Source organism: Tamlana sp. s12 (assembly GCF_016767215.1).
GTDB lineage: Bacteria > Bacteroidota > Bacteroidia > Flavobacteriales > Flavobacteriaceae > Pseudotamlana > Pseudotamlana agarivorans.
Map to the genome: position 1 here is coordinate 3571398 of NZ_CP068547.1, position 12506 is coordinate 3583903.

The window sequence follows — 12506 nt, forward strand, 5'->3', positions numbered from 1 at the left end:
TTTAAATTCCATATTATAAAGCTTTTATACTTATCGCATAACCACCTCCTGGTACAGATAATTGCGACAATTTGGTTTTGTGAGTCACTTTCTTTTTAGAAATAACATAAGCTTGCGGATTGGTTTTATAGTGCGCATCTCTAGCATCGGCATAAATGGTGGCTTCATACTTTTTATCTTTATCTAAAAAGTCTAAACTTATTTTTGACGTTCTAGCGTCGTTTCCGTTTACATTACCAACAAACCAATTACTGCTCCCTTTTTCTTTACGAGCAACAGTAATATAATGCCCTGGTTCAGCTTCTAAATAAATGCTTTGATCCCAATCAATAGCCACGTCTTTTATAAATTGAAAGGCATCCATAAATTGCTCGTAATGCTCTGGCAAATCGGCCGCCATTTGTAACGGACTATACATGGTAACATACAAGGCCAACTGGTTCGCAATAGTACTGTTTACATGCGAATGGTTTTCTGGATTTAATTTAGAAATGTCCATTTCAAAAATTCCAGGTGTATAATCCATTGGTCCGCCAATTAAACGCGTAAATGGTAACACCGTCACATGATTTGGTTTTGAACCTCCAAAAGATTGATATTCGGTACCTCTAGCCGATTCGTTTCCTATTAAATTCGGGTAGGTTCTTGCGATTCCTGTTGGACGAACAGCTTCGTGCGCGTTCACCATAATTTTATAATCGGCCGCCTTTTCAATAGCGTATTGATAATGGTTTACAATCCATTGATTATAGTGGTTTTCGCCGCGCGGTAAAATATCGCCAACATAACCACTTTTTACAGATTTGTAACCGTGATCGTTCATAAACTGATATGCTGCATCCATGTGGCGTTCGTAATTTCTAACCGATGCCGAGGTTTCGTGATGCATCATCATGTCGACACCTTTAGATTTGGCGTAGGCATGAATTTCTTCAACATCAAAATCTGGATAAGGGGTTACAAAGTCGAATACATAATCTTTAGAATGGCCATACCAATCTTCCCAACCTACATTCCAACCTTCAACTAAAACCGCATCAAAGCCATGTTTTGAAGCAAAATCAATGTAGCGTTTTACTTTTGTGTTATTTGCTGAATGCGTTTTATTTGGTGTCACTTTTGTATAATCGGTTACCCCTAATTGTACCGCTGGTAAATCATCGGTATATTGCCAAGAGCCTTTTCCTGTAATCATTTCCCACCAAACACCAATGTATTTTACAGGCTTAATCCATGACGTATCTTCAATCGCACAAGGCTCGTTTAAGTTTAAAGTCATTTTAGAGGCTAAAATATCACGGGCATCATCGCTCACCATAATGGTTCGCCAAGGCGAGTTTGCAGGTGCTTGCATATAGCCTTTATCGCCATTTGCATCGGGCGTTAACCAAGACTCAAACACCATATTTTTATCATCTAAATTAAGATGCATGCAAGAATAATTAATAAGTGCTGCTTCGTGTAAGTTTAAATACAAACCATCATTCGTTTTCATAATTAACGAGGTTTGTACGCCTGTTGGCGAGAAAGAGGTTTGCGATAAATTCTCGGTTACAGCACCTTCAGAAAAACTACGGATTTCAGATAATTTAGATTCTGTATAATCATATTCTTGAGTATCGTAATCACCTGGAATCCAAAATGCGGTATGATCGCCAGCCATAGCAAACTGTGTACGCTCTTCTTTAATAATGAAATACACTAAGTTTTCTTGCGCTGGAAATTCATATCGAAAACCCAGTCCTTCATTAAACATTCTAAAACGAACCACCATAATACGCTCGGTCTCCTTTTGCGTTAAAGTAACTGCCAATTCGTTATAATGATTTCGAATTTGAGCTTCCTCGCCCCAAACCGGTTTCCAAGTTTCATCGAAAGCTGCAGTTTTTGTATCGCTTAAGCTGAAATTATTTAATAAAGACGTTTTATCATCCTTTAATTCAAGACCTAGTTTACTGGTTTTAATCACCAATTTGTTTTTGTAAAACAACTGATAGGTAGGTGTGCCATCTTTTTTAAGTTCAAAACTCATTTTTAATTGACCATTGGGAGATTTTAACTCCTGAGCTTGAATGGCTTGAATCATTATAAACAAAACGCCTAACAACCTAATTCCTCTTTTCATAATTCCTAATCTTAATAATTTAACTTACAGAAACTTCAGGAGTTTCAACTTTTAAGGTTACAGGTTTTCCGTGGCACAAAATATTTAAGTCCTCTCCCTTTTCTAAAGTGAATGTCGTACCCTTTTGAGTGACATTTACTTTGATGATATGATTTCTAAAATTCACTTTAAACGAATAGCCTTCCCATTGCTTTGGAATTTTAGGTTCGAAAGTGAGGCTGTTATTTTTAACACGCATACCTCCAAAGCCTTCAACAATACTCATCCAAGTACCGGCCATAGATGTGATGTGCAAGCCTTCTTCAACTTCTTTATTGTAATCGTCTAAATCTAAGCGGGAGGTACGTAAATAAAACTCGTAAGCTTGATCCATACGTCCTAGCTTTGCTGCCTGAATACTATGAACACAAGGTGACAAGGAACTTTCATGAACGGTAAAAGGCTCATAAAAATCGAAATGTCGCTCTAACTCATCTAGCGTGAAGTCTTCCTCAAAAAAGTAGAAGCCTTGTAAGGTATCGGCCTGCTTGATGTATGGCGATCTTAAAATGCGATCCCAAGACCACTTTTGATTGATTGGTCGAGAAGCTTGGTCTAAATCGGCCACTGTTATTAATTCTTTATCTAAAAAACCATCTTGTTGTAAATAAACTTGATGTTCTTCAGAATATGGAAAATACATGTTCTCGGCAACGGCCCTCCATTGGTCTAATTCAGCTTCGGTGATTTGAACCTTAGACTCGATTCTCTTATAATCTGATTTATAATCTTCAGAAACAATTTTAATATTTTCTAGAGCATAATCAATACACCATTTAGCGATATAATTGGTGTAAAAGTTATTATTGACATTGTTTTCGTATTCATTTGGCCCCGTTACGCCTAAAATCACGTATTTGTTATGCGCCGAAGAAAGCGTAGCGCGCTGTTGCCAAAAACGGGCAATTCCGATTAACACCTCTAATCCTTTCTCTGGGATATAACTGTAATCATCTGTATAACGATGGTAATTAAAAATAGCAAAAGCTATTGCCCCGTTACGGTGAATTTCTTCAAAAGTAATTTCCCACTCGTTATGACATTCTTCACCATTCATGGTTACCATTGGGTAAAGGGCAGCTCCATTTGTGAAACCTAATTTTTCGGCATTTTCAATAGCACGATCCAAATGATTGTAACGGTATTCCAACAGATTACGCGCTACTTTTTGGTCTTTCGTTGCCATATAGAACGGAATGCAATAAGCTTCGGTATCCCAATAGGTGCTACCACCGTATTTTTCACCTGTAAACCCTTTGGGCCCAATATTTAAGCGGGCATCTTTCCCTAGGTAGGTATGATTTAATTGCATGATATTAAAACGAATACCCTGCTGCGCTTTTACGTCACCAGCGATGGTAATATCGGCCATATCCCAAATTTTAGCCCATGATTCTTTCTGTTGCTTTAATAAATTTTCAAAGCCTAAATCTACAGAAAGTGTGAGCACATTTTTTGCTGCCTTTAACAGTTGTTTTTTATCATGATTTCTATCAACAACATAACCCCCAAATTTATGGATTGAAAAAGTTTCGTTGGCCTTTACTTTCGCACTGTACTCAAAGCCAATACGGGTATCTTGGTGTGAAACCTTATGATTTACTTCCAGAGGTTTTCCATTTAAAGCACATCGAGAATCCATAAAAGTACAGGTATGAAACTGCGTTTTTAGGGTATGTGCTTCAATAAAAGCTTGAGTTCCGTTTTGAGTTACAGCCGTAGTTTCCCAAAATTTATCATCCCAATTGGTATCTTCATTTGTTACTCCAGAATCAATGTAAGGTTCGAAAGTAATATCTACGTCAGCATTTAAAGGCGTGATGTCATAAGCGATGGCACCAACCTCATCCAAATCGACACTTAAAAATCGTTTGGTTTCTACTAAAACTTCGATATCATTTGGCATGGTGGCTTTAAAGGTTCTAGACAACCAGCCTTCTTTCATGTTTAATTCACGCTTAAATTCGCTTACTTTTTTACAAGTGAATAAATCTAATGTATTGGCGTTCACAAACACATTAATCCCAATCCAACTTGGGGCATTAAGCACCTTGGCAAAATATTCAGGATAACCGTTTTTCCACCAACCTACACGGGTTTTATCTGGATAATACACGCCTGCAATATAACTTCCTTGAAATGTTGGTCCGGAGTAATGTTCTTCAAAATTAGCACGTTGCCCCATGGCTCCATTACCAATACTAAATAAACTTTCTGACGATTTAACGCGTTCTACATCAAATCCTTCTTCAATAATCGACCAATGGTCTGGTTTTATATAATCTTGATTCATTTTTTTTCGATAACTATGAATTAGAAAGGTGTTTTAAACTGATTTAGCTATAACACACCTACTTTATTCTGTGTTTTTTATTGATTAATTAACTCCTTAATGAAGTCTTCTGAAATTTCACTGAAGTCGTTAAAAACATAATCGGCTTCATGTAATACCGCTCTGCTTCCTATGCCAATAGAAATCATATTAGCACGGTTTGCGGCTTGTACACCTGCAACAGAGTCTTCAAAAACAACACAATCTTTTGGGTCACATGTTATAGCTGAAGCCGCATTTAAAAACACCTCTGGATCTGGCTTAGCTTTACTCACATCATTACCATCAACAATCGCATCAAATTTTGAAATAAGTTTAACTTTTTCAAGGATGCGTCTAGCATTTTTACTGGCAGAACCTAAGGCAATACCTTGATTGTTTTGTTTTAAAAAGTCTAGAACTTTAGGCACATCGATTAAGATTTCAGAATCGTCCATCTTATCGATATAGCCTAAATATTCGTCATTTTTTAAGGTCATTAAGGCTTGAAATTTGTCTTCGGAAACCGTTGTGTTTCCCCAAGCCAATATTTTGTTTAGTGAGTCTACCCGACTCACGCCTTTAAGTTGTTCATTTTGAGTTTGGGTAAAATCGAATCCCATACTATGGGCAAGGTTTTTCCATGCCAAAAAGTGATATTTTGCAGTGTCTACAATAACACCGTCTAAATCGAAAATAAATCCTTTTCTTTTCATTACTGTTCTAATTCTGGTTGATACGAAATGGCATTTTTATCTGTAATAAATAAATTACAAAGTCCTGCAATAATTAAACTTAGCCCAGCCACTAGCATGGCATTAATAGCTTCTTCTCCTAACAAATTGGAAATAAAATTGATTCCTCCAATAGCTGCAATAATTTGCGGAATCACGATAAACATGTTAAAAATGCCCATTATCACGCCCATTTTATTCGGATCTACCGAACTGGAGAGCATGGCATATGGCATAGACAAAATGCTACCCCAGGCAATACCTACAAGAATAAATGAGTATTTCAAAAAACTTGGTGATGGCACATAATACATCGTTAAAAACCCAATACCACCTAGGATGAGTGAAAACATGTGTACATATTTTCGATTAATGCGTTTTTTAGAGGTGTAAAAAGCTAAAACTAATGCAAAAGCCATTGAAGATAAGCCATAAACGCCCATAGATGAACCTACAAGATTGGATGCTTTTTGAAAGGCTGTATTTTCGGCATCAAAAGCGGCGGCTTGTTCAGGAATTGAAATGTCGTAAGCCGATTCGATTGGAGCAGGTGTATGAAATACATGCTCTGTTAAAGCCGGATTTGCCAAACTCCACATAGTAAAAAAAGCAAACCAGCTGAAAAATTGAATAAGCCCCAATTTTTTCATAGTGGAAGGCATGTAACTAATATTGTTTAAAATGTCTGAAACAAATCTGTTTTTTTGAGCTTTTTCCTTTTCAAAAGCTTCCATATCCTCGGGAGGATATTCTGTAGTTGTAAAAACGGTATACAATATACTAAGCAGAAACACTACGGCTCCAATACCAAAGGCCACTTTAACCGACATAGGCACAACACCCATTGGGGCTGCATCACTAACGCCAAGCTGAGAGACCATCCAAGGTAAATTACTAGCTACCCAGGTTCCAATACCAATAATTAAGGTTTGTACTACAAAGCCATAAGACCGCTGAGAATCGGGTAATTTGTCGGCTACCAATGCCCGAAAAGGCTCCATGGACACATTGATAGAAGCATCTAGAATCCAAAGAAAACCAGCTGCTATCCAAAGTGTAGGTGAATGTGGCACGAGAATTAAAGCAAAGGAACTCAAAACGGCTCCTATAAGGAAATAAGGTCTTCGGCGGCCCCAACGTGTACTCCACGTGCGGTCGCTTAAATAACCAATGATGGGCTGAACCAGTAAACCGGTTAAAGGTGCTGCAATCCACAACAAAGGGATGGCGTCCTTATCGGCTCCAAGGGTTTGGAAAATTCGAGACATAAAGCCTCCTTGTAATGCAAATCCGAATTGTATTCCTAGAAAACCGAAACTCATGTTCCAAATTTCCCAGAAACTAAGGGTGCGCTTTTTCATTAATAGTATATTTAGTTGAATACTATTTGATAAGCGAAAAAAATACTTATCAAAACTTATTAGTGAGAAGTAAAAATATAAGTCTTGATATGCGGCAAATATACAAAAGTTTTTTATCCGACCATGTTAAAATTTATTTTGTTGACTCACGTTCAATCAATTCGGTCTCTATAACTACCGTTCTTACAGGGTCTTCGGAAGATTCACTTTCAATCTTTTCAATAATTAACGAGGCTGCAACTTCACCTATTTTATGTCCGTATTGGGTTACGGTACTTAAACTTGGGGTGGCATGTCTAGATAATACACCATCGGTAAAACCTATAACTTGAAGATCTTCTGGTATGCGTTTTCCTAAATTTCTAGCTACCTTCATAGCGGTAACCGCATACAGTTCATTGACAGCAAAAACGCCATCAATATTAGGATTCATTAAAAACAAGGCTTTGATTTCCTTTTCTAAAACATCGATATAATCTTCGGAAACTAATTTGTCGTCCACTTTTAAAATCAGATCGGCCTCCGTAGTAATTTCATGCTTATTTAAAGCCTCAATATAACCTTGAGTTCTTAACCTTCCGACACTTATATAGTCCATAGTGGTTATCAGAGCTATATGTTTACAGTTATTGGCAATCAGTTTATTCACGGCTTTTTTGGCAGCTTCAACATCATCGATAATCACTTTATCACAACGAATTTCGCTTACTACCCTATCGAACATCACAATGGGCATACCTTGGTTAATCGTCTCATTTAAATGGTGATAATCCTGTTTTAATAGGGTTTCTTTAGAGATGGACATGATAAAACCATCAATACTTCCGCTAGCTAGCATTTCCATATTAATCACTTCTTTATCAAAAGACTCATTAGACAACCCGACAATAACATTATAGCCTCTTTTGTTAGCAAGATGTTCTATGCCTTGAATCACTCTAGTAAAAAAATGATGTACAATTTCGGGAATGATTATTCCAATGGTTTTTGTCTTTCTATTTTTTAAACTTAAAGCAATATTGTTGGGTTTGTAGTTGTAATATTTGGCAAAAGCCTGAATTTTCTCTTTAGTTTCTTCACTAATTTCATGGCTTCCTCTTAAAGCTTTTGACACGGTACCTATAGACACATCCAATTCCTTGGCGATTTGCTTTAACGTTATTTTACGTTTCATGTTACAATTTTTATAGTAGTAAAGATATTAGTTTAAACACAATAAAAGCAACTTTGACACATTCTTAATTTTTAAGCCTAAAATTACAATAATCCAAAAAACTTACTAACACGCAAACGTTTTCGTTAAGAATTTCGTAAACAATAATTCTTTTTTAACATTCTGTTTACATAATTTTAACCTCGAGAAGTAAAAATATAAGCAACCAACTTAACTAAATACACACTTAAATTAATCGTATGAAGACACTTATTAATAGTTTAATACTCACACTGTTTTTTGCTCCCGCATTCGTATGGGCGCAAAATACCGTTAGCGGAATGGTAACGGAGGACGGGACAGATATCCCCATAGCTGGTGTAAACATTATTGTTAAAGGCACCACCACGGGTACAGTAACCGATTTTGATGGAAATTTCTCTGTTTCGGTTAATACAGGAGAAACTCTTATTTTTTCCTTCATTGGATATCAAACCCAAGAATTAAAATACACAGGACAACCTACCTTAAACATTTCACTAACAGAAGACGCCTCACTCCTTGACGAAGTTGTAGTTATTGGTTATGGAGCTGTTAAAAAAGAAGATGTTACTGGCGCTGCCGATTTAGTAACAACAAAAGACTTTAACCAAGGCCCTATTGTTAATGCGCCTCAACTAATTCAAGGTAAAGTTGCAGGGGTATCGGTAACCTCTAGTAGTGGAGCTCCTGGTGACGGACAAGAAATTCGAATTCGTGGAAACAGTTCCCTGTCTCTCAGTAACAACCCTTTAATTGTATTGGATGGTATTCCTTTAGATCAAGGAGGTATTGGCGGTTCTAGAAATCCGTTAAACATGGTGAATCCTAATGATATTGAAAGCATGACCGTTTTAAAAGATGCCTCTGCAACTTCAATTTATGGTTCGCGTGCTGCCAATGGGGTGATTATCGTAACCACTAAAAAAGGAAAATCATCAGATTTTAAATTCAACTTTAACACCTTAACTTCTATAGGAACTCCTATTGAGAAAGTAGATGTTTTAAATGCAGAAGAGTTTAGACAAGTCGTTCCAACCCTTCCTAGAGCAGACGCAACAACTTTAGGTCTTTTAAAAAATTACGACACCGATTGGCAAGATGAAATTTACGGCAATGCGTTTGGGCAAGACCACTCGTTTAGCGCTTTAGGCGCTGCATGGGGCGTTCCAATGAGAGCTTCAGTATCGTATACCGATTATGGAGGTATTTTAAAACGTGATAGTTTCAAAAGAACGACAGGTTCTATTAGCTTGACACCAAAACTATTTGACGATCATTTAAAGATAGAATTAAACGCGAGAGGTAATTATACCGAAAACTTTTTTGCAAATAGAGATGCTATCAGTTCTGCTAATTCCTATGCGCCTACCGAACCCGTTTACGATGCCAATTCTCCTTACGCCGGGTATTCTTCTTGGACTGAAGCCAGCGGACTTAAACCTAGCTTAGCAGGCACAAACCCGGTTGCTTTATTATACTTAAAAGATGACGAATCGGAAGTAAGACGTCTTATCATGAATGCTAAATTAGATTATCAATTGCATTTTTTCGAGGACCTTACAGCAACGGTAAACGTAGGTCTTGACAAATCTAACAGTCATGGCCGCACAAATACTTCAGAATTTATGCCAACCACAGATCCTACTTGGGACGGGGCGAATACTAAATTCGAAAACGAAACAACAAACCAACTTTTTGATGCGTATCTTACCTACAACAACACCTTTAACGAGGTTCATGATTTAACAGCCGTTGCCGGGTATTCTTATCAATCTTTTGAGTACGACAACTATAGCTACGATAGTATAGATGAAGCGAACAACGTAACCTATGAGTTTATCGATAAATCAAAAAACGTATTGCTTTCTTATTTCGGACGATTAAATTACGATTATGACGGGCGCTATTTAGTAACAGCAACTTTAAGAGCTGATGCTTCATCAAAACTAAATCCAGAAGACCGTTGGGGTTATTTTCCATCGGTAGCCTTAGCTTGGAATATTCATAACGAATCCTTTTTAGAAGATTCAAAACTAAATGAATTAAAATTAAGAGTTGGGTATGGCGAAGTTGGTAATGTTAACGGATTAGGAGATTACTTATTTTTAACCCGATATTCTGGAAGTCAATCTAGTGCAAACTACCAATTTGGCAATAGTTTTTATCAAACTTACAGACCAGATCCTATAAACCCAGATTTACGATGGGAGGTTGGTAACACACTAAATGTTGGTTTAGATTATAGTTTCTTAAATCGAAGAATTTCAGGTTCTATAAACGCTTACTTAAAAGAAACCAAAGACTTAATTGCCTCGGCAACCATAGATCCATTTACCAATTTTGGAAGCAGAATTGAAAAAAATATTGGGGATATGGAAAACAAAGGGATTGAATTCGCGATAAACCTTGTCCCTGTAAGAACAGAAGATTTTGAATGGTCTATTAACTATAATATTGCTGTTAATGACAACGAAATTACCAATCTGCCTTTCGACCAGCAAACTGGTGATATAAGTGGAGGAACTGGAAACCAAGTTCAAATTCATACCGAAGGAGAAGCGCCTTATAGTTATTTTGTATTTGAACAAGTGTACGATGCTAGTGGAAAGCCTATTGAAGGCGCCTATGTTGATCGTAATGGCGACAATCAAATTAATGATGAGGACAAGTACATTTACAAAAACCCTTATGCAAATATTTTAATGGGATTAAACACCAATTTGAATTATAAAAAATGGGATCTATCTGTAATTACTAGAGCTAACTTAGGGAATTATGCTTACAATAATATTGCATCGGCTAATTCATATTCCAATAATATCATTCCTACAACAAACAACTATCTAACTAATATTCATTCAAGTTATTTAGATAATGGCTTTGTATTTCCTACCGAAGAAAATTTTAGAAGCGATCATTTTGTAGAAGATGCTTCTTTCTTCAAAATTGACAATATCACTCTAGGATATACTATTGATGAAGCTATTAAAAACAGTAGTTTCAGACTATATGGTTCAGTTCAAAACTTGCTAACAGTAACAGACTACGACGGTTTAGACCCTGAAATTAATGGTGGTATAGATAACAATTTCTACCCAAGACCAAGAACATTCGTATTAGGACTTAACGTTAGCTTTTAAACATTGACTTATGAAAAATATTATAAAAAAATTCATTCCTATTTTAACGATCTCGATTGTACTGGTATCATGCCATGCTGATTTAGATCAAGACCCAATAGATCCAGATAGCTTTACAGAACAAGATGTATTTGCTAATACTACTGAAGCCAAAGGTGCTTTAGCTAAATTATATGCGAGTTTAGCCTTAACGGGCCAAAACGGAGGCGATGATGGCTCTCCAGACATTAGCGACATAAACCAAGGGTTTTCACAATACACTCGTATGCTGTTTAACCTTAACGAAATTACAACAGATCATGCTGTTGTAGGTTGGGGAGATCCAGGATTACCAGATTTACATGGAATGTATTGGACTGCAAATAACGATTTTACTGGCGCTATGTACTTACGTTTAGCCCAAGAAGTTTCATTTTGTAATTCTTTTATCACGAACGCTTCAGCCTTACAAGATGCCGAAGCTCAAACTTTTATCGCCGAAGCTAGATTTTTAAGAGCTTTTGCGTATTACAACTTAATTGATTTCTTTGGCGATGTACCATTATTAACTCAAATTTCAACCGAACTACCAACTCAAAGTAGTAGAACCGAAATTTTTGATTTTGTAGAATCTGAATTATTAGATATTCAAAATCTACTACCTGAAAGTCAAGCCAACGAATATGGTCGCGTAGATCGCGTTGCGGCATGGGCCTTATTATCAAGATTATATTTAAATGCTGAAGTTTGGACTGGAACATCTCGATTCGACGAATGTATTACATTTTCTAATGAAGTGATAAACTCATCATACAGCTTAAACACAAATGATGCTAATGGAAATGGCACGGCGTATGATGAATTATTCTTAGCCGACAACCATTCTAACGGTGCTCAAAACGAATTCATTTTTACAATTAATTTTGATGGTATTTCTTCTACAACCTACGGCGGAACAACATTTTTAATACACGCTGCAGTAGGTGGTTCTATGGATCCTGCAGCCTATGGTATTAATGGTGGTTGGGGTGGAAACCGTATCACATCGGCATTAGTTCAAAAATTCCAAACAAACGATAAACGCGCTATGTGGTATACCGATGGGCAGTCTCTAGAAATTTCTAGCATCCCTACTTTCACAGATGGATACGCTTGTGTGAAATTTAAAAACATCGATTCTAACGGTGTACAAGGAAACGACAAACGTGGCGATTTTACAGATCCAGATTTAGCCATTATGCGTCTTCCTGAAATTTACCTGAATTACGCCGAAGCCACTTTACGTGGAGGTAGCGGTAATTTAACTACAGCAGTAGATTTAATCAATCAACTTAGAACGCGTGCTTTTGGTAATACTTCTGGTAATATTTCTGCAGCCAACTTAGATCTAAATTTTGTTTTAGACGAACGATCTAGAGAATTATATTGGGAAGGCCAAAGACGTACAGATTTAGTTCGATACAACTATTTCACTTCAGATAGTTATGTATGGCCTTTTAAAGGAAATCAACCTGACGGTACAGGAACAGATTCATTTAGAGATCTATTCCCTATTCCTAACAACACCATTTTAATCAACCCGAACTTAACACAAAATCCAGGATACTAACATAAAAACACAC

7 protein-coding genes are annotated in these 12506 nt (G+C 36.8%); 2 read left to right on the plus strand and 5 right to left on the minus strand.

Features of this window, described 5'->3' with window-relative positions; genetic code table 11:
* Positions 1-13 precede the first annotated feature (13 nt).
* The 5 genes from JJL45_RS15420 to JJL45_RS15440 form a co-directional block, all read right to left on the minus strand.
* Positions 14-2125, minus strand: a complete 2112-nt coding sequence (locus tag JJL45_RS15420) for a glycoside hydrolase family 97 protein (RefSeq protein WP_068604810.1) — start codon at positions 2123-2125, stop codon at positions 14-16.
* A 19-nt stretch (positions 2126-2144) separates the two neighbouring features.
* Positions 2145-4457 (minus strand): glycoside hydrolase family 65 protein, encoded by a 2313-nt coding sequence (locus tag JJL45_RS15425; RefSeq protein ID WP_068604812.1) that lies wholly within the window; start codon positions 4455-4457, stop codon positions 2145-2147.
* Positions 4458-4534: 77 nt separating this feature from the next.
* The gene (gene pgmB, locus JJL45_RS15430; protein WP_068604814.1) at positions 4535-5191 is read right to left on the minus strand and encodes a beta-phosphoglucomutase; all 657 of its coding nucleotides are present in this window, start codon (positions 5189-5191) and stop codon (positions 4535-4537) included.
* On the minus strand, positions 5191-6570 hold the full coding sequence (locus JJL45_RS15435) for an MFS transporter (RefSeq protein ID WP_068604816.1): 1380 nt from the start codon (positions 6568-6570) through the stop codon (positions 5191-5193). Before JJL45_RS15435 ends, pgmB begins: the two co-directional genes overlap by 1 nt.
* A 133-nt stretch (positions 6571-6703) precedes the next feature.
* Positions 6704-7744, minus strand: coding sequence for a LacI family DNA-binding transcriptional regulator (locus tag JJL45_RS15440; protein ID WP_068604818.1), 1041 nt, complete (start codon positions 7742-7744; stop codon positions 6704-6706).
* A gap of 239 nt (positions 7745-7983) precedes the next feature.
* Here JJL45_RS15440 and JJL45_RS15445 point away from each other — a divergent pair, with 239 nt between their 5' ends.
* On the plus strand, positions 7984-10905 hold the full coding sequence (locus tag JJL45_RS15445) for a SusC/RagA family TonB-linked outer membrane protein (RefSeq protein ID WP_068604820.1): 2922 nt from the start codon (positions 7984-7986) through the stop codon (positions 10903-10905).
* A 10-nt stretch (positions 10906-10915) separates the two neighbouring features.
* Positions 10916-12493, plus strand: a complete 1578-nt coding sequence (locus JJL45_RS15450) for a RagB/SusD family nutrient uptake outer membrane protein (protein WP_068604826.1) — start codon at positions 10916-10918, stop codon at positions 12491-12493.
* Positions 12494-12506 lie beyond the last annotated feature (13 nt).

Bases quoted from the DNA above. Each gene is read 5' to 3' on its own strand.
- JJL45_RS15420 (WP_068604810.1), bottom strand. From the start codon at position 2,125: ATGAAAAGAGGAATTAGGTTGTTAGGCGTTTTGTTTATAATGATTCAA.
- JJL45_RS15425 (WP_068604812.1), bottom strand. From the start codon at position 4,457: ATGAATCAAGATTATATAAAACCAGACCATTGGTCGATTATTGAAGAA.
- pgmB (WP_068604814.1), bottom strand. From the start codon at position 5,191: ATGAAAAGAAAAGGATTTATTTTCGATTTAGACGGTGTTATTGTAGAC.
- JJL45_RS15435 (WP_068604816.1), bottom strand. From the start codon at position 6,570: ATGAAAAAGCGCACCCTTAGTTTCTGGGAAATTTGGAACATGAGTTTC.
- JJL45_RS15440 (WP_068604818.1), bottom strand. From the start codon at position 7,744: ATGAAACGTAAAATAACGTTAAAGCAAATCGCCAAGGAATTGGATGTG.
- JJL45_RS15445 (WP_068604820.1), top strand. From the start codon at position 7,984: ATGAAGACACTTATTAATAGTTTAATACTCACACTGTTTTTTGCTCCC.
- JJL45_RS15450 (WP_068604826.1), top strand. From the start codon at position 10,916: ATGAAAAATATTATAAAAAAATTCATTCCTATTTTAACGATCTCGATT.